Here is a 17,608-nt window from a genome sequence, read left to right as displayed (position 1 = left end):
GCGGGCGGCACGATCCCGCCGCTGGCCGGCCGCCCGCAGGCGGAACTGGCCGCGCAGATGCAGGCCTTCAAGGCCGGCACGCGGCCGGCCACGGTGATGCACCAGATTGCCAAGGGCTACAGCGACGACCAGATCGCGGCCATCACGGCGTGGTTCGCCGCGGTGCGCTGACAGCAGGGGACTACCATGCAAAGACGAAGCTTCCTGGGCGCCGCGGGCGCCGCAGTACTGGGTTCGGTCGGGGTCGGGGCGGCACGCGCCGCGGCACCGGCCAAGGTGGTGGTGGTGGGTGGCGGCTACGGCGGCGCCACCGCCGCGCGCTACCTGCGCGAGTGGAGCGAGCAGGCGATCGAGGTCACGCTGGTCGAACCCAATCCGGCCTTTATCTCCTGTCCGCTGTCGAACCTGGTGCTCGGCGGCAGCCGGCAGCTGGCGGACCTGACCTTGCCCTACGACGCGCTGGTGCGCCGCCACGGCGTGCGGCTGGTGCGCGATACCGCCGTGGCCATCGACCCGGCCAGGCGGACCGTGCGCCTCGCGGGCGGCACCACGCTGCCGTACGACCGCCTGCTGCTGTCGCCGGGCGTCGACATGATGAGCGATGCGCTGCCCGGGCAGAAGCAGCCCGGCGGCGACCAGGTCCTGCACGCCTGGAAGGCCGGCCCGCAGACCGTGGCGCTGCGCCGCCAGCTGGAGGCCATGCCGGACGGCGGCACCTATGCCATCAGCATCCCGCTGGCGCCGTACCGCTGCCCGCCGGGACCCTACGAGCGCGCCTGCCAGGTGGCGTACTACTTCAGGCAGCACAAGCCGCGCAGCAAGGTGCTGATCCTGGATGCCAACCCGGACATCACCTCCAAGGCCGGGCTGTTCCGCAAGGTGTGGGCGTCGCAGTACCCGGGCATGGTGGAGTACCGGCCGCAGTTCAACGCGGTGGATGTGGATCCCGCCACGCGCACGCTCAAGTTCGACGTGCAGGACGACGAGCGTGCCGACGTGCTCAACGTGCTGCCGCCCCAGCGCGCCGGCGCGATCGCGGTGTCGGCGGGGCTGGCCACGGCCAATGGCAAGTGGTGCGAGGTCGACTTCGTCACTTTCGAGTCGCGCGCCGCGGCCAATATCCACGTGATCGGCGATGCCATCCAGATCGCGCCGCTGATGCCCAAGTCGGGCCATATGGCCAACCAGCATGGCAAGGTCGCGGCCGCGGCCATGGTCGCGCTGCTGTCGGGCCGGGCACCCGACCCGCAGCCGCTCTACAACAACACCTGCTACAGCTTCACCTCCGACCGCGAGGCGGTGCACGTGGCCAGCGTGCATCGCTATGACGCGGCGCAGAAGACCATGCTCACGGTGCCGGGATCGGGCGGGCTGTCGGAGGCGCCGAATCAGCTCGAAGGCGACTACGCGCTGGCGTGGGCCAAGGGCATCTGGGCGGAGATGCTGGGGTAGGGACAGGGCGGGCCATGCCCCGAAGGCCGGGGGCTGCTACCCTACGGGTTTTGTCCGGCACTGCGCCGGGCCGCGCCCCCAGCCCCCTCATGCAAGCCAGAGACCGTCTACTCGCCCTCGCCATCGTCTGCGTCTGGGGCGTCAACTTCGTCGTCATCAAGGTTGGCCTGGCGGACATGCCGCCGATGCTGCTGGGTGCGCTGCGCTTCCTGCTGGTGGCGTTTCCGGCGATCTTCTTCGTGCCGCGCCCGCGCGTGCCGTGGCGGCTGCTGCTGGCCTACGGCGTCACCATCAGCCTGGGCCAGTTCGCCTTCCTGTTCTACGCCATGGCGGTCGGCATGCCGGCCGGACTGGCCTCGCTGGTGCTGCAGTCGCAGGCCTTCTTCACGCTGGCCATTGCTGCGCTGTGGCTGGGCGAGCCGGTGCGCTGGCACAACATTGCGGGCATGGCGGTGGCGGCGGGCGGGCTGGCCCTGATCGGGGCCGGTGCCGGCAGCGCCGGCGGTATGAGCGTGGCGGGCTTCGTGCTGACGCTGTGCGCGGCGTTCTGCTGGGCCAGCGGCAATATCGTCAGCAAGAAGATCGGCCCGGTCGACCTGCTGGGGCTGGTGATCTGGGGCGCGCTGATCCCGATCGTGCCGTTCGCGCTGCTGTCGCTGTGGGTCGAGGGCCCGGCGCGCATCGTGCAGAGCGTCACCCATGTGTCGGGCATGGCCGTGTTTGCCGTGGCTTACCTGGCCTTCGCGGCGACTGTGTTCGGCTACACCATGTGGGGCCGGCTGCTGACGCGCTACCCGGCCAGCCAGGTGGCGCCGCTGACGCTGCTGGTGCCGGTGGTGGGGCTGGTGTCGGCGCATGTGCTGCTGGGCGAGGACCTGTCCGGCGCGCAGTGGGCGGGCGCGGCAGTGGTGATGGCCGGGCTGCTGCTCAATGTGTTCGGCCAGCGCCTGTGGGCAGGTAGGGCGCTGGCGCGCCGCTGATCCTCCCGCCGCGCTTATGCTGTGCTGCATCAGTGGGTAAACACTATATGCGCATTCACGTATATACGAATATATTGGATGCCATGGAAGAGCTGGATCGCGTATTCGAAAAGGTATCGGGCTACTTCAGCCTGTTGGCGGAGCCGACGCGGCTGAAGATCCTGCACGCCTTGTGCGATGGCGAGAAGCCGGTCAGCACGGTGGTCGAGACGGTGGGTTCGTCGCAGACCAATGTGTCGCGGCATCTCAACGCGATGTACCGCTCGGGCGTGCTGTCGCGCCGCAAGGAGGCGAACCTGGTGTTCTACGCCATTGCGGACGAAAGCGTGATCGAGCTGTGCCGCACGGTCTGCGTGCAGGTGGCGAGCCGGCTGGAGGACAGCGCCTTGTCCTCCGGCGTGGTCGACCGCTTCATGGCACAGCCGGCACCCGAAGCCCCGGCGCGCAGGCGGCGCACCGCAGGCTAGCTCAGCTCTTCCGGTAAACGGATCGCTGCCGCACCCGCTGCAGCGGCCCGATAACAGGCACGCCGACCGGTCCAGGGGACCGTGGCGAGCGCGCCGGAGGAGACCGATTTGCAGGAACGGAACCGGCCCGGGCGCATCATGCCCGCGCCCGAGCACTTCGTCAGCGCATCGCTGCAGCAGGACATCGGCCGGCACGGCCTGGACGCGCCGCGGCGCGACTTCCTGCGCAAGAGCTTCTTGGGCGCGGCCGCGGGGATTGCCGCCGCCACGGCGGGCCGCCAGGCGCTGGCGGCCGACGGCGATCCCGCCATCCTGCAGCCGCAGCCCTGGGCCACCTCGCTCGGCCAGCCGGTGGCGGCACGCCCGTACGGGCAGCCCTCCGTGCATGAGAAAAACCTGGTGCGGCGCGAGTCGCCGGGCCTGACGCGCGTCTCCGCTGCTTCAGTGGCCTTCGCGCCGCTGCAGGGCTTCTTCGGCATCATCACCCCCAATGGCCTGCATTTCGAGCGCCACCACCAGGGCTGGCACGATATCGACCCGGCCCGTCACCGCCTGATGCTCAACGGCCTGGTGCGCACGCCGCGCGTCTACACCATGGACGACCTGATGCGCCTGCCGGCGGTGTCGCGCATGCATTTCATCGAATGCGGCGCCAATACCGGCATGGAATGGGGCAATGTGGCCGTGCCCACGGTCCAGTACACCCACGGCATGCTGTCGTGCTGCGAGTTCACCGGCGTGCCGCTGCGGGTGCTGCTGGACGATGCCGGCGCCGACCTGCGCCGCGGCCGCTACCTGCTGGCCGAAGGCGGCGATGGCTCGTCGATGACGCGCACCATCCCGATGGAACTGGCCGACGAGATCATCGTCGCCTGGGGCATGAACGGCGAGATGCTGCGCCCCGAGAACGGCTATCCGCTGCGGCTGGTGGTGCCGGGCGTGCAGGGGGTGTCGTGGGTCAAGTGGCTGCGCCGGCTGGAGCTGGGCGACCAGCCCTGGAACGCCAAGGACGAGACCATCCACTACGTGGACATGATGCCGGACGGCAAGCTGCGCCAGTACACCTCGATCCAGGAGTGCAAATCGGTCATCACCACGCCTTCGGGCGGGCAGCAGCTGGTGGGCAAGGGCTTCTACAACATCAGCGGGCTGGCGTGGTCGGGGCGCGGGCGCATCAGGCGTGTCGATGTCTCGACCGACGGCGGGCGCAACTGGCGCACCGCGCGGCTGGAGGCGCCGGTGCTGTCCAAGTGCCTGACGCGCTTCAATCTGGACTGGGTCTGGGACGGCGGCCCCGCCATCCTGCAAAGCCGCGCCATCGACGACACCGGCTACGTGCAGCCGAAGCTGGGGCAGCTGCGCGCGGTGCGCGGCACGCGCTCGATCTACCACAACAACGCCATCCAGAGCTGGCAGGTGGCGGCAGGCGGCGAGGTGTCCAATGTCCATGTGGGCTGAGTTCAGGACCGCCGCCGCCCTGGTGCTGGCAGCCGTCAGCGCCGCCCCGGCCTGGGCGGGCACGACCGACGCGCGTGCGGCGCTTGGCCGCACCGCGACGCCCGCGGAAGTCGCGGCGTGGGACATCGACGTGCGCCCGGACTTCCAGGGCCTGCCCAGGGGCAGCGGCACGGTGGCGCAGGGGCAGAAGGTCTGGGACGGCAAGTGCGCGTCGTGCCACGGCGACTTCGGCGAATCCAACGAGGTGTTTACGCCGCTGGTCGGCGGCACCACCGCCGAAGACATCAGGCGCGGCCGCGTGGCCGGCATGACCGGCAACCAGCCGTACCGCACCACGCTGATGAAGGTCAGCACCGTCAGCACGCTGTGGGACTACATCCACCGCGCCATGCCGTGGAACGCGCCCAAGAGCCTGAGCGTGGGCGACGTCTACGCGGTCACCGCTTATATGCTGCACCTGGGCGAGATCGTCCCGGCCGACTTCACGCTGTCTGACGCCAATATCGCCGAGGTCCAGCGGCGCATGCCCAACCGCGACGGCATGACCACCGGCCACGGCCTGTGGCCGGGGCGCGGCCGGCCGGATACGCGCAATACGGCCTGCATGCAGGACTGCGCCGATAAGGTGGTGATTACCTCGTCGATACCGGACTATGCCCGCGATGCCCATGGCGAGCTGGCGCAGCAGCAGCGGGCCTTCGGCCCGGTGCGCGGCGTGGCCGCGGGCAATGCCGCATCGAAAAGTGCCGCATCAGATCCTTCTGCGCCGGCCGCGCCGGGCGCGCGGCTCACCAGCCAGTACCAGTGCATGGCCTGCCACGCGATGGACCGCAAGCTGGTGGGGCCGTCCTTTGCCGACATCGCCGGCAAGTACAAGGGCCAGGACGCGCATGGCGCGCTGGCGCGCAAGGTCAAGGCGGGCGGGCAGGGCGCATGGGGCAGCGTGCCGATGCCGCCGCAGCCGCAGATCCCGGATTCGGACGTGCAGGCCATGGTGGGCTGGATTCTTGAGGCAAAATAGCGGACTGGCCGTCGCAGTGCCCCCAGGCAGCGGCCAGGGTGTGCCGCGAAGCCACTGCAGTACGGCCCAGCGGCCTTTGCCGTCCCCACGGCTTTACAGAGCTTGGAGAGCTTAACAATGAAGCAGTTTGTCATCGCAGCGCTGATGCTCGGCGCCGCCGCATCGGCCCACGCGGTCGATGCCGCCAAGGCACAGGAGATCGCCAACAAGAACGCCTGCATGGGTTGCCACCAGGTCGACAAGAAGCTGGTCGGTCCTTCCTACAAGGAAGTGGCCACCAAGTACAAGGGCGACAAGAACGCCCTGGCGACCCTGTCCAAGAAGGTCAAGAGCGGTGGTTCGGGCGTCTGGGGCCCGGTGCCGATGCCGGCCAACGCCGCCATCAGCGACGCCGACCTGAAGACCGTGGTCGAGTGGGTGCTGGCCGGCGCCCCCGCCAAGTAAGCCTTACCGACCAGGCGGGCAGTCCGCCGATGCACCAGGCCGGGCGGTGAATGCCGCGCGGCCAGGACAGACCAGCGGCCGGCCATGTACCGGCCGCATGAAGAAAAATCCCCGAAGCGGTCATCGACCGACTGGAACGGAGTAGCCGGAGAGCAGAAAAATGAATTCCAAACGACGAGAAGTGCTGCGGGTCACCGCTGTCCTGTCGCTGATGGCCGCCACCGGCCTGATCAGCGAGGCGCAGGCGGCCGAGTGGAACAAGAACGCCTTTGACGGCAAGAGCGTTGCCGACGTGATCAAGGCGCTCGGCGGCAGCGGCACCGAGAAAAGCACCGCCATCACCTTCACCGCCCCCGATATCGCCGAGAACGGCGCCGTGGTGCCGGTGGCCGTGACCAGCACCATCCCGGATACCGAGCAGATCGCGATCCTGGTGGAAAAGAACCCCAACACGCTGGCCGCCGACTTCATCATCCCGGCCGGCACCGAGCCGTTCGTCTCCACGCGCGTGAAGATGGGCCAGACCTCGGTCGTGCATGCCGCGGTCAAGGCCGGCGGCAAGTGGTACGTGGCATCGAAGGAAATCAAGGTCACGCTGGGCGGCTGCGGCGGCTGACGCCGCGCCCCGGATCGAGATTCCCAAACTGCAACAGGAGAAACACATGGCAGACCCGATGCGCGTACGCGCCACCGAAAACGGCGGCGTGGTTGACGTCAAGATTCTGATGAAGCACGACATGGAAACCGGCCAGCGCAAGGACGCGTCCGGCAAGGTCGTCCCGGCCTGGCATATCCAGACCGTGACCGCCCAGTGCAAGGGCAAGGAAGTGTTCCGCGCCCAGTTCGGCCCGGCGGTATCGAAGGACCCGTTCCTGAACTTCAAGTTCAAGGGCGGTGCCAAGGGCGACAAGGTCGCCGTGACCTGGATCGACAACAAGGGCGACAAGCGCACCGACGAAGCGACCATCGCCTGACAGCCGTTCCGCGGCCGGCAGGCCACGCCGTCCTCTGCTAAGGTTCGGGACGGATGCCGGGACTGGCCCGGCGGGAAGGAACAACATGCGGCGAGCATTTATTCGAGCATCGGCGGCACTGGCCGCCATCGGCCTGAGCGCCAAGGCGGCGGCGCAGGCTGCCCCGGCTGCCGGCAAGGGCGGGCGCGTGAAGGTGGTGTACCAGCTGTCCGAAGGCATCGACCAGGCGGTGCGCGCGATGGGCAACCTGCGCAACCACCTGAACGGCGCGCCGGGAACGAAGATCGTGGTGGTCGCGTTCGGCTACGGCATCGATTTCCTGGTCGAAGGCGCCAAGGATGCGCGCGGCAACACCTTTGACGGCCCGGTGGGCGCGCTGGCCTCGGCGGGGGTGGAGTTCCGCGTGTGCCGCAACACCCTGACCGCACGCAAGATTGCAGAATCGAGCCTGTTGATGGAAGCCAAGGTGGTACCGGCCGGCGTGGTCGAGATTGCGCACCTGCAGGCCGAAGAAGGCTACGCCTATATCAAGCCCTGAGCCGGGCGGCGTAGCTTCCGGCAACAAGAGAAAGAACGGCCCGCCACGGTGCGAGGCCGCGAGGAGAAGCCCCATGAACACCATCCGAAGCCTGGCCCGGCGCGCCGCGCTGGCCGCGGCGGCCACCGCTGCGGTGGCCTCTGCCGCCGCCGTGCATGCGCAGGGCAGCACCGCCGAAGAAATCGCCAAGTACCGCCAGATGCTGGCCGAAGGCAATCCCGCCGAGTTGTGGGAAGCCGCCGGCGAAGAGCTGTGGAAGAAGCCGGCTGGCCCGAAGAACGCCTCGCTGGAACAGTGCGACCTGGGCAAGGGCCCGGGCGTGACCAAGGGCGCCTACGCCGAGCTGCCGCGCTATTTCAAGGACGCCAGCAAGGTGATGGACCTGGAGCAGCGGCTCGCTTACTGCCGCATGACGCTGCAGGGGCTGACCAGGGAAGAGGCGACGAAGAACCCGTTCTCGTCGTCGGGCAAGCCGTCCGAGATCGAGCGCCTGGTGGCCTACCTGACCGGCGAGTCGCGCGGCGTGAAGATGAACGTGCAGCTCAGCCATCCCGAAGAAAAGCGCACCTATGCGCTGGGCGAGAAGATGTTCTTCTACCGCGGCGGCGCCTATGACTTTGCCTGTGCCACCTGCCATGCGGTGGACGGCCAGCGCATCCGCCTGCAGGACCTGCCCAACCTGCTGACCGACAAGGGCGCGCAGGCGGCCTACACCACCTGGCCCGCCTACCGCGTCTCGCAGGGCGAGGTCCGCACCATGCAGCACCGCCTGTACGACTGCCTGCGCCAGCAGCGCTTTCCCGAACCCGCCTATGGCTCGGACGTGATCACCGCGCTGACCATGTTCCTGGCGAAGAACGCCAACGGCGGGACCTACGACGGCCCGGCGATGAAGCGCTGACCAGTACGGGAGAGACACCATGCAACGACAACACCAGGCCCTGGCCATCGCGGCCCTGGCCACCCTGCTGGCAACCGGCGCCCACGCGCAGGACAGCACCAAGCCCCGCGCGCCCAAGGGCAAGCCCGCCGCCGTCAGCGGCACCGACATGAAGCACCTGATCGAGGATTCTTTCTCGTCGCGCGGCCCGGTCACGGTCGAAGGCGTGCTCAACCAGGACGGCATGCAGCAGGCCTGCAGCCAGTACCCGGACCGCACCAAGGTGCCGGCGAAGCTTGCCAAGAAGATCGAAGCCGCCGAGCTCAAGCAGGTGAAATACCCCGCCGAAGACAAATGGCTGGGCGACTGGAAGGAAGGCGAAAAGGTCGCCCAGAACGGCCGCGGCATGCAGTTCACCGACCAGGTCGGCGGCACCAACGGCGGCAATTGCTACGCCTGCCACCAGATGACCAAGGCCGAGATCTCGTTCGGCAATATCGGCCCGTCGCTGTACCAGTACGGCAAGCTGCGCGGCAACTCGCAGGAAGTCATCAAGTACACCTGGGGCAAGATCTGGGACTCCAGCGCCTACGCCGCCTGCTCCAACATGCCGCGCTTCGGCCACAAGGGCATCCTGACCGAGGCCCAGATCCGCGACGTGATGGCGCTGCTGCTCGACCCGGCCTCGCCGGTCAACCAGTAAGGCCGATGCGCGCGCCTGCCGTGCTGCTGCGCTGGCTGCTGGCCTTCAGCCTGACCGGCGCCGCAGCCGGCGCGGCAGCGCTGGAGGTCGGCGACACCGTGCGCCTGCCCGACGTGCGCACGCTCGACGGCCGCACCCTCAGCGCCGCCGCGCTGGCTGGCAAGCCGCTGGTGGTCGAGTACTGGGCCTCGTGGTGCCCGTTCTGCGCGATGCAGAACCCGCGCCTGCAGAAGCTTTATCAACGCACGCGCGGCACGCCGCTGCAGGTGCTGACCATCAGCATCGACAAGGATCCGCGCGAGGCTGCCGACTACATGAAGCAGCGCGGCTACACCTTCCCGGCGACGATGGATTCGCCCGCGCTGCAGGCCGTGTTCGGCAAGCGCAAGGGGCTACCGGAGCTGTACGTGATCGACGCGCGTGGCCGCGTGGTGCAGAAGGAAGTGGGCGAAATGCTCGAAGACGACGTGGCGGCGCTGGAGCGGTACGCGCGGCCATAGTTTTGCGATGGCGGACGCCTGTGCCACGGGCCGACCGCCACCGCCAATTCCAGGAAGAGACATGAACCGACGCGAGTTCCTGCAGGTGCTGGCCATTGCCGGCGCCGGCGGCATGACGTTCCCCCATCAAGACGCGCACGCCGCGCAGGCCGCCGAGGCCATGTATGACCTGCCGCGCTTCGGCAACGTCCACCTGCTGCATTTCACCGATTGCCATGCGCAGCTGCGGCCGGTGTATTTCCGCGAGCCCAACGTCAACCTCGGTATCGGCGACTATGCCGGCAAGCCGCCGCACCTGGTCGGCGACGCGCTGCTGCGCCAGTACGGCATCCGCCCCGGCACGCCGCAGGCGCATGCGTTCACCTACCTGGATTTCAACGAGGCCGCGCGCCGCTATGGCAAGGTCGGCGGGTTTGCGCACCTGGCCACGCTGGTGAAACGGCTGAAGGCGGGCCGGCCGGGCGCCTTGCTGCTCGATGGTGGCGATACCTGGCAGGGCTCGGCCACCGCGCTGTGGACCAAGGGCCAGGACATGGTCGATGCCGCGCTGGCGCTGGGCGTGGACGTGATGACGCCGCACTGGGAGATGACCCTGGGCGCGGACCGCGTCAAGGAGATCGTCGACAAGGACTTCAAGGGCAAGGTCGCCTTCCTGGCGCAGAACATCAAGACCAATGATTTCGGCGATCCGGTATTCGATCCGTACGTGATCCGCGAGATCAATGGCGTGCCGGTGGCCATCATCGGCCAGGCCTTTCCGTACACGCCCATCGCCAACCCGCGCTACTTCGTGCCGGACTGGACCTTCGGCATCCAGGAAGAGAACCTGCAGCAGGTCATCGACGCAGCGCGCGGCAAAGGCGCGCAGGCGGTGGTGCTGCTGTCCCACAACGGCATGGATGTGGACCTGAAGCTGGCCTCGCGCGTGCGCGGGCTAGACGCCATCCTGGGCGGCCATACCCATGACGGCATGCCCGCGCCGGTGCCGGTGAAGAATGCCGGCGGCACCACGCTGGTGACCAATGCCGGCTCCAACGGCAAGTTCCTCGGCGTGCTGGATTTTGACGTGAAGGGCGGCAAGGTCGCGGACTTCCGCTACCGGCTGCTGCCGGTATTCGCCAACTACCTGCCGGCCGACCCTGCCATGGACGCGCTGATCAAGAAGGTTCGCGCGCCCTATGAGCAAAAACTGGGCGAAGTGCTGGCCGTCAACCGCGGCCTGCTGTACCGCCGCGGCAACTTCAACGGCACCTTCGACCAGCTGATCCTGGACGGCCTGATGCAGGCCCAGGGCGCGCAGATCGCGTTCTCGCCGGGCTTCCGCTGGGGTACCACGCTGCTGCCGGGCGAGGCCATCACCATGGAACACCTGATGGACCAGACCGCCATCACCTACCCGTACACCACGGTGACGCAGATGAGCGGCGAGACCATCAAGACCATCCTGGAAGACGTGGCCGACAACCTGTTCAACCCCGACCCGTACTACCAGCAGGGCGGCGACATGGTGCGCGTGGGCGGGCTGCAGTACACCATCGATCCAACCGCCGGCATGGGCAAGCGCATCAGCGACATGCGCCTGGCCGGCAAGCCGCTGGAAGCCGGCAAGACCTACAAGGTGGCGGGCTGGGCCCCGGTGGCCGAAGAGGCGCGCCAGGCCGGCGGCGCCCCGATCTGGGACGTAATGGCGCAGTGGCTGCGCAGCACGAAGGAAGTCAGCGCCCGCCCGCTGAACCTGCCGCGCGTGCGCGGCATGGACGGCAATCCGGGCATGGCAGCCTGATGTTGCACAGCGCCCTCATGCGCCGCCGCGAGGATTGAAGGGCGCCGCCGTATTACGCTACAATCAACCGCCACGGGCCGATAGCTCAGCTGGGAGAGCGCTGCGTTCGCAATGCAGAGGTCGGGAGTTCGATCCTCCTTCGGTCCACCAGATATCCCGCGCAAAAGCCCCGGAAAGCCAACGCTTTCCGGGGCTTTTGTGTTTCTGCCGCCTGCGCTGTCCGCCATCTCGCGCTGGCAGCCGCCATACGCTATCGTTGACCCCTCGGCACAGGCGTACGCGCCTTGTGCCGCCGTCAATCCACACCCGCCGGGGCCTTGTTCGATCCCATGCAAGCCAACAGGAAATCGGGCCACCCGCTGGCGATGTACCTGCGCTGGCAATCCTGAATCTCAAGAGACATCCATGAGCCACATCCTGCTGATCAACCCGAATACGTCGAGCGCCACCACGCAGATGATGGTCGAGATCGCGCGCGCCTGGTTCGCGCAGGCCATGGCCGCGCCGCCGGCCGTGGTCGGCGCGACGGTCACGCGCGGGGCGCCGATGATCATCGACGAAGACGATCTTGCCGTGGCCGCCGAGGCGATCTGCGATGCAGACATGCTGCGCCTGGCCGGCGGTGCCGACGGCGTGATCGTCGGCGCTTTTGGCGACCCCGGCATCGAGGCCCTGCGCGCGCACCTGTCGGTGCCGGTGGTGGGCATCGGCGAAGCCTCGATGCGTGCGGCCGCGGCCGGGCGGCGGCGCTTCGGCATTGCCACCACCACGCCGCGGCTGGCGGCGTCGATCAGCGCCAGCGTGCGCCGGCAGGGGTTGGACGAGCTGTTCACGGGCGCGCGCTTCACCGAGGGCGATCCGCGCGCGCTGGGCGGCACGCCGCAGCAGCAGGAAGACCTGCTGGCGGGCGCGGTCGATACCTGCATCCGCGCCGATGGGGCGCAAGCCGTGATCATTGGCGGCGGCCCGCTGGGCGAGGCCGCCCGGGCGCTGGGCCAGCGCTTTCCGATTCCCGTCATCGGCCCGGTGCCGGCCGCGTGCGCAGCCATGTCGCAGGCGCTGCGCTATTGCCCGGCGGCGTAAGCCGGCCCGTGGGGACAACAGGAAGGGCCGCGAGCGATCTGCCCGGCCGTGTGGATCGCGCCAGCGTGCAGGCGCGGGTAGGCTAGGCCACCCGGGTCGGCCGGCGGGCCTTCATCGCCGACGGCCGTACCTGTTGCAGCGCGCGCAGCGACTGCAGCGCGTCCTCGACCGCCTCGATGCCGTCGCGCAGGCGGCCGATGGCGTAGCCAAGGCGGCTTTGCGCGTCGGCGTCAGGGGTGGAAAGGTTCTCTAATGCATCGACTTCCGCCTGCATCTGTCCGACCAGGCGGCGCAGCTGGGATGTGCTGTGCGAGGCAAGTGACCGAATCGCCATCGTTGGGTCCTCCTTGCAGTGTCCGGGTGTGCCCGTCCTGTGTAACGGTAAAGGCGACACCAAAACTTCGCCAGCGCTGTTACGAAATCGGCACGGCAGCGCCGCCATGGCCCGCTCCGCCCATTGCGAATGTTGGGCTATAGTCACCCGATGGAATCGGAACACAACCCTCTGCGGCCAGCATCCGCCGGCCTGCCGGACGACGCCACTGCCGCCAGCCCGGCCGAGGCCGACGCGCGCCACCGGGCCGGCCGGCGCAGCACGCTGGTCAGCGTGGCCGTCAATATCGGCCTGACCGCCGCACAGGCGGTGGCCGGCGTCATCTCTGGCTCGCAGGCGCTGATCGCCGACGCCGCGCATTCCCTCTCAGACCTGCTGTCCGACTTCGTGGTGCTGCTGGCCGGCTGGCAGAGCCGCAAGGATCCGGACGCCGACCACCAGTACGGCCACCTGCGCTTCGAGACCGCGGCGTCGCTGGCACTCGGCGCGCTGCTGCTGGCGGTGGGGGCGGGCATGCTGTGGGCGGCGGTGGACAAATTGCAGCATCCGGCCAGCCTGCAGCCGGTGCAGCCGGTGGCCTTGTGGGTGGCGCTGGCCGCGCTGGTGTCCAAGGAGCTGCTGTTCCGCTACATGCTGGTGGTGGCGCGGCGCGTGCGCTCGGGCATGCTGGTGGCCAATGCGTGGCATGCGCGTTCGGATGCGGCCTCGTCGCTGGTGGTGGCGCTTGGCATTGGCGGCAACCTGATGGGCTACCACATGCTCGATCCGGTGGCGGCCATCGTGGTCGGGCTGATGGTGGCGCGCATGGGCCTGCGTTTCGGCTGGGATGCACTCAACGACCTGATGGACCGGGCGGCCGACGAGGAGACCGTCGCGGCGATCCGCGCGACCATGCTGGGCACGCCCGGCGTACTGGGCCTGCACGACCTGCGCACCCGCAAGATGGGCGACCAGGTGCTGGTGGACGTGCACCTGGAGATCGATGCCGCGCAGACGGTGGCGCAGGGCCATGCGATCGCAGTCGAAGCCCGGCGCCGCACCCTGGAACATCATCACGTGCTCAACGTGATGACGCATGTCGACCCCGTATACATGAGCAGCCAGGCCAGCGCTGCCTGAGCCCGGCCTGTGGACATCTTCGCCGGTTGCTGGGGATAACCGCCCGGACAAGCTGTGCCCCGCCTGGGGGCGCCTTGTGGGACGTATACGGATAACTCCGGCACCCACGCCGCCGACGTATACGTGGCCGCTGGGCTATCCCGGCTAATCAGGGTTATCCCGGGGTGGTTATCTTTGCTGCAAGTCCCTGAGCCGAAAGGGAAAAGGTGACTTATCCACGGCCTGAGGCCTGGTTTACCTACTACTACTATGTTTACATATGTAAACAATATTAAAGACATAGGCAGGACCGTTGCGCTGTTCGCGGTGGCCTGACGTTTACGCGGGCATGTTCATGCGCCGGCGTATACCGTCGCCGCCAGCCGGCGTACTCGGACGTATACCTGGCGCGCACCGGGTATACGTCCGCGCAACGCTAGCGCGGCACCTTGAACACCTTGCGTGCAGCCAACACCTCGGCACGGGTCGTGCAGCCTTCCTGGTGGTCATTGACCAGACCCATCGCCTGCATCAGCGCGTACATGGTGGTGGGACCGACAAAGCGCCAGCCGCGCTTCTTCAGGTCCTTTGACAGCGCCGTGGATTCCGGCGAGGTCGCCATGGTGCGCAGCACCTCGGGAGTCAGCACCCTGGGCCGGCTGGCCGGATCGGGTTCGAAGCGCCAGAAGTAGGCGGCCAGCGACGATTCCGTCTCCAGCAGTTCGCGGGCCCGCTGCGCATTGTTGATGGCCGCCTCGATCTTGCCGCGGTGGCGCACGATGCCGGCGTCGCCCAGCAGGCGTGCGATATCGCGCTCACTGAAGCGCGCCACCTTTTCGATGTCGAAATTGGCGAACGCCTTGCGGAAGGCCTCGCGCTTGCGCAGGATGGTCAGCCAGCTCAGGCCGGACTGGAAGCCTTCCAGGCACAGCTTCTCGAACAGCCGGCGGTCGTCGGCGACCGGGAAGCCCCACTCGGTGTCGTGGTAGTGGCAATAGTCCTCCAGCGTGCCGCACCAGCCGCAGCGCACCGCTGCTTCCTTCTTGCTTGTCATGGGTCCCTGTTCCCTGTTGAAAGTCCCGCACGCCGGCCAGGCTCTCGCCGACCGGCGCATTTGCTGCGATCATGCCCGCACCTGAGAGATTGCGGAAGGCTGAAAATGGACATGCGATTGACAACCCTGGACGAAGACGGATGGGAGCTCGACGACGCCGAGCCCATCGCCGCCGCCCATCCCGACACCTTCTGGATGCCGCCGCGCGAGGAGCGTGATGCACTCGCGCCCGGCCAGCTGGTCAAGCTGATCTTCCGCATCCTGGTCGCCGAGGAGACGGGCAGCGAAGAGGTTCACGTGGAGCGGATGTGGGTGATCGTCACCGGGCGCGAGGGCAGCCTTTACACCGGCGAGCTCGACAACCAGCCGTATTGCACCGACGAGATGAACCCGGGCATGCCGCTATGCTTCGAGGCTCGGCATGTGATCAATATCCATCGGGACGAGGACGAAGCCGGCTAGACGGGCTGTCCGCGGGCAACAAAAAAGCCAGCCTCGCAGCTGGCTTTCTTGTCTGGAACTGGCGCGGACGGCTCAGGCCAGCTTCTTGCCCGTGCGGTCGTGCATGAACACCAGCGCGATAAAACTCACCACGGCAGCGGCGATCACGTAGTAAGCCGGCGCCAGCTTGTTCTGCGTCGACTCGATCAGCCAGGTCACGATCAACGGCGCAAAGCCGCCGAAGATGGTCACGGCGAAGTTGTAGGCCAGCGACAGCCCGGTGGAGCGCACCTCGGTCGGGAACTGCTCGGCCAGCACCGCCGGGGCCGGGCCGGTGAAGGCCGCCAGCAGGATGCCCAGCACGATCTGCACCTGCAGCAGCGTCTGCGTGCTCGGCGACACATTGAGCCAGTGGAACAGCGGATAAGCCAGCACGCCGATCAGCAGCGCCACGATGCCCAGCATGCGCTTGCGGCCCATGCGGTCCGACAGCATGCCCATCAGCGGGCACAGCACCAGGATGATGGCGCCACACAGCGCGGTCGACTTGAAGGTCGCGCCCAGTGGCAGGCCCAGCTGCTGCTTGGCGTACGACGGCATGTAGAACACCAGCACGTAGGTGCACACCGTCCACAGGATGGTCACGCCCAGGCCGGCCAGCACTTCGCGCGGGTGGTCGCGCAGCACCTGCGTGAGCGGCGAGAACTTGACCTTGGCGGCCTTGCGCGCGGCCTGGCGCGCCTCGAACTCGGGCGGCTCGTCCAGGTGCGAACGGATATACATGCCGACCGGGCCGATCAGCAGGCCGAACAGAAACGGGATGCGCCAGCCCCAGGCATCGATCTGCTCGGGCGACAGGCCGTTGGTGACCAGCGCGCCCATGGCCGCGCCCAGCATGAAGGAGATGCCCTGGCTGGCCTGCTGCCAGCTGGCGTAGGCGCCGCGCTCGGCGTCGGGCGCGTGCTCGATCAGGAAGGCGGTGGCGCCGCCCACCTCGCCGCCGGCGGAGAAGCCCTGGATCAGGCGCGCCAGCACGATCAGCGCCGGTGCCCACAGGCCGATCTGGTCGTAGGTCGGGGCCAGGCCGATGATGGCCGTGCCCAGCGCCATCAGCAGGATGGTAAGCGTCAGCGCCGCCTTGCGGCCCACGCGGTCGGCGTAGACGCCAAGCACGATGGCGCCGACCGGGCGCATGAAGAAGCCCACGCCGAAGGTGGCGACGGTCAGCAGGAACGAGGTCAGGTCATCGCCGGTCGGGAAGAACAGCTTGGCGATGATGACGGCAAAGAAGCTGTAGACGGTGAAGTCGAACCATTCAAGGCCGTTGCCGATGGTCGCGGCGATGATCGCCTTTCGTCGGGTGGCGGCGGAAATGTCGGGGATGGGGGCGGTAGTCGCGGTCATGAAGCGTCGGAAATGCAGGGAAACCGCAATATTAAGCGATTCCTTAATTTTCGATCCGCGCCTGATTCGCCGCGAACGCGCTCAGAAGCTGACCGCCAGCCCCAGCGAGACGCCCGACACGTTGTTGCCGAACACATAGCGCAGCACCGCCCGGATCCGCGTGACAAAGACCTCGTGCGCGCTGGTGTCCAGTTCCAGCCCGGTGCCGAGCGTGGTCAGGTAGTTGAAGCCGAGGATGCCGGCCTGGCTGCCAAGGTAGTGTGAATGTGACAGCTCAAGCACGTAGCGCACCGGCCGGTCGAACGCATGCATCCCGGTTGGCGCCCGCCAGCGCGCCCACAGATTGGCGGTCTGCGCCGTGGCCGTGCCCGTCACCGCGCTGGTCGTGCCGCCGAAGCTCTGCAGGTGGATATTGGTGTAGCGCAGTTCCACATCGATCTCGTAGTTCTCGCGGTAGTGCTCCCAGTCCAGCATCACCGAGCCGCCCAGCCCGTAGGCGTTCAGGCTGCCGCCGTCGAGGAAGTTGATCTGGCGGTCGGTGACCTGCTCGACCGCGAACTTGCCGATTGACAGGTCGCTGGAGACATTGCCCAGCGAGGCGTTGAAGATCGGCCTGAACACCAGTTCCTTGTTGGCCGTCAGCGGAAAGTCCCAGCCCACGCCGATGGTGCCGGAAAAGGTGTTCCAGCGGGTCGGGATGGCGCGGGATTCGGCGCCATTGGTGGCAACGAAGGTGGGATCGTAGCGGCTGTAGGCGATGGCGCCTTCCAGGTAGAGCGGGAACGACTTGCTGATGGTGAAGCCGCCCCCCAGCTGCGACATGACGATGCCGGGATCGTCGGTGCTGGTGTTGTTGATCGACAGCGAACTGGAGGTAAGGTCCGGCACCACCGAGTACGCCATCAGCGACAGCACCGCGTTGGCGTGCCGCTGCACATTGGCCCCGGCCAGGCGCAGTCCGGGCGCGCCCTGGGCATGCGCCGCGCCGGCGGCC

At 67.9% G+C, this 17,608-nt stretch carries 21 protein-coding genes and 1 tRNA gene; 18 read left to right on the top strand and 4 right to left on the bottom strand.

Features of this window, described 5'->3' with window-relative positions; all coding sequences use genetic code 11:
* The 16 genes from CF68_RS31000 to CF68_RS30925 form a co-directional block, all read left to right on the top strand.
* A partial coding sequence (locus CF68_RS31000; RefSeq protein WP_035826551.1) for a cytochrome c553 occupies positions 1 to 171 on the top strand: 171 nt, incomplete at its 5' end.
* A gap of 15 nt (positions 172 to 186) precedes the next feature.
* On the top strand, positions 187 to 1,452 hold the full coding sequence (locus tag CF68_RS30995; RefSeq protein WP_035826549.1) for an NAD(P)/FAD-dependent oxidoreductase: 1,266 nt from the start codon (positions 187 to 189) through the stop codon (positions 1,450 to 1,452).
* Positions 1,453 to 1,541: 89 nt separating this feature from the next.
* On the top strand, positions 1,542 to 2,432 hold the full coding sequence (locus tag CF68_RS30990) for an O-acetylserine/cysteine exporter (RefSeq protein WP_010812123.1): 891 nt from the start codon (positions 1,542 to 1,544) through the stop codon (positions 2,430 to 2,432).
* A 47-nt stretch (positions 2,433 to 2,479) separates the two neighbouring features.
* Positions 2,480 to 2,899 carry a metalloregulator ArsR/SmtB family transcription factor gene (locus CF68_RS30985; RefSeq protein ID WP_035826546.1) on the top strand — a complete coding sequence of 140 codons (420 nt, stop codon included), beginning with the start codon at positions 2,480 to 2,482 and terminating at the stop codon, positions 2,897 to 2,899.
* A 108-nt stretch (positions 2,900 to 3,007) separates the two neighbouring features.
* Complete coding sequence (gene soxC, locus CF68_RS30980; RefSeq protein ID WP_035826544.1) at positions 3,008 to 4,357, top strand: sulfite dehydrogenase; 1,350 nt, start codon at positions 3,008 to 3,010, stop codon at positions 4,355 to 4,357.
* On the top strand, positions 4,341 to 5,378 hold the full coding sequence (locus CF68_RS30975; protein WP_035826542.1) for a c-type cytochrome: 1,038 nt from the start codon (positions 4,341 to 4,343) through the stop codon (positions 5,376 to 5,378). The genes soxC and CF68_RS30975 overlap by 17 nt, the downstream gene beginning before the upstream one ends.
* Before the next feature lie 117 nt (positions 5,379 to 5,495).
* A complete protein-coding gene (locus CF68_RS30970; RefSeq protein ID WP_035826540.1) occupies positions 5,496 to 5,822 on the top strand; it encodes a c-type cytochrome in 327 nt (108 codons plus the stop codon).
* 160 nt (positions 5,823 to 5,982) lie between these two features.
* Entirely contained in the window at positions 5,983 to 6,438 is a 456-nt protein-coding gene (gene soxY / locus CF68_RS30965; RefSeq protein ID WP_010812118.1) for a thiosulfate oxidation carrier protein SoxY, read from the top strand.
* 46 nt (positions 6,439 to 6,484) lie between these two features.
* Positions 6,485 to 6,796: a thiosulfate oxidation carrier complex protein SoxZ gene (gene soxZ, locus CF68_RS30960; RefSeq protein WP_018006135.1), complete on the top strand. Its 312-nt coding sequence runs from the start codon at positions 6,485 to 6,487 to the stop codon at positions 6,794 to 6,796.
* 85 nt (positions 6,797 to 6,881) lie between these two features.
* The gene (locus tag CF68_RS30955) at positions 6,882 to 7,334 is read left to right on the top strand and encodes a DsrE family protein (protein ID WP_035826537.1); all 453 of its coding nucleotides are present in this window, start codon (positions 6,882 to 6,884) and stop codon (positions 7,332 to 7,334) included.
* A gap of 73 nt (positions 7,335 to 7,407) precedes the next feature.
* Entirely contained in the window at positions 7,408 to 8,235 is an 828-nt protein-coding gene (gene soxA / locus CF68_RS30950; RefSeq protein ID WP_035826535.1) for a sulfur oxidation c-type cytochrome SoxA, read from the top strand.
* A 19-nt stretch (positions 8,236 to 8,254) separates the two neighbouring features.
* Positions 8,255 to 8,917 (top strand): sulfur oxidation c-type cytochrome SoxX, encoded by a 663-nt coding sequence (gene soxX, locus CF68_RS30945; protein ID WP_035826533.1) that lies wholly within the window; start codon positions 8,255 to 8,257, stop codon positions 8,915 to 8,917.
* 5 nt (positions 8,918 to 8,922) lie between these two features.
* Positions 8,923 to 9,417: a TlpA disulfide reductase family protein gene (locus CF68_RS30940; protein ID WP_035826531.1), complete on the top strand. Its 495-nt coding sequence runs from the start codon at positions 8,923 to 8,925 to the stop codon at positions 9,415 to 9,417.
* Between the two features lie 61 nt (positions 9,418 to 9,478).
* Positions 9,479 to 11,200, top strand: a complete 1,722-nt coding sequence (gene soxB, locus CF68_RS30935) for a thiosulfohydrolase SoxB (protein ID WP_035826529.1) — start codon at positions 9,479 to 9,481, stop codon at positions 11,198 to 11,200.
* A gap of 74 nt (positions 11,201 to 11,274) precedes the next feature.
* Positions 11,275 to 11,350: transfer RNA gene (locus CF68_RS30930), tRNA-Ala, on the top strand.
* 255 nt (positions 11,351 to 11,605) lie between these two features.
* The gene (locus CF68_RS30925; protein WP_035826527.1) at positions 11,606 to 12,283 is read left to right on the top strand and encodes an aspartate/glutamate racemase family protein; all 678 of its coding nucleotides are present in this window, start codon (positions 11,606 to 11,608) and stop codon (positions 12,281 to 12,283) included.
* An 82-nt stretch (positions 12,284 to 12,365) separates the two neighbouring features.
* Here the strand turns inward: CF68_RS30925 and CF68_RS30920 are convergent, their stop codons facing one another.
* On the bottom strand, positions 12,366 to 12,617 hold the full coding sequence (locus CF68_RS30920; RefSeq protein ID WP_010813430.1) for a hypothetical protein: 252 nt from the start codon (positions 12,615 to 12,617) through the stop codon (positions 12,366 to 12,368).
* A gap of 150 nt (positions 12,618 to 12,767) precedes the next feature.
* Between CF68_RS30920 and CF68_RS30915 the strand changes: the two genes are divergently transcribed.
* The gene (locus CF68_RS30915) at positions 12,768 to 13,736 is read left to right on the top strand and encodes a cation diffusion facilitator family transporter (protein ID WP_035826524.1); all 969 of its coding nucleotides are present in this window, start codon (positions 12,768 to 12,770) and stop codon (positions 13,734 to 13,736) included.
* A 415-nt stretch (positions 13,737 to 14,151) separates the two neighbouring features.
* On the opposite strand, the gene CF68_RS30910 is transcribed toward CF68_RS30915, so the two are convergent.
* Complete coding sequence (locus CF68_RS30910; protein WP_035826522.1) at positions 14,152 to 14,769, bottom strand: DNA-3-methyladenine glycosylase I; 618 nt, start codon at positions 14,767 to 14,769, stop codon at positions 14,152 to 14,154.
* Positions 14,770 to 14,874: 105 nt separating this feature from the next.
* Between CF68_RS30910 and CF68_RS30905 the strand changes: the two genes are divergently transcribed.
* On the top strand, positions 14,875 to 15,231 hold the full coding sequence (locus tag CF68_RS30905; RefSeq protein WP_035826520.1) for a hypothetical protein: 357 nt from the start codon (positions 14,875 to 14,877) through the stop codon (positions 15,229 to 15,231).
* A 72-nt stretch (positions 15,232 to 15,303) separates the two neighbouring features.
* On the opposite strand, the gene CF68_RS30900 is transcribed toward CF68_RS30905, so the two are convergent.
* Together CF68_RS30900 and CF68_RS30895 are read right to left on the bottom strand one after the other, a co-directional pair.
* Positions 15,304 to 16,614 carry an MFS transporter gene (locus tag CF68_RS30900; RefSeq protein WP_013958307.1) on the bottom strand — a complete coding sequence of 437 codons (1,311 nt, stop codon included), beginning with the start codon at positions 16,612 to 16,614 and terminating at the stop codon, positions 15,304 to 15,306.
* Between the two features lie 81 nt (positions 16,615 to 16,695).
* A partial coding sequence (locus tag CF68_RS30895; protein WP_035826518.1) for a hypothetical protein occupies positions 16,696 to 17,608 on the bottom strand: 913 nt, incomplete at its 5' end.

The sequence above is a fragment of the Cupriavidus sp. SK-4 genome (genome assembly GCF_000611125.1).
GTDB classification, from domain to species: domain Bacteria; phylum Pseudomonadota; class Gammaproteobacteria; order Burkholderiales; family Burkholderiaceae; genus Cupriavidus; species Cupriavidus necator.
This window is presented reverse-complemented; position numbering and strand designations above follow the sequence as displayed.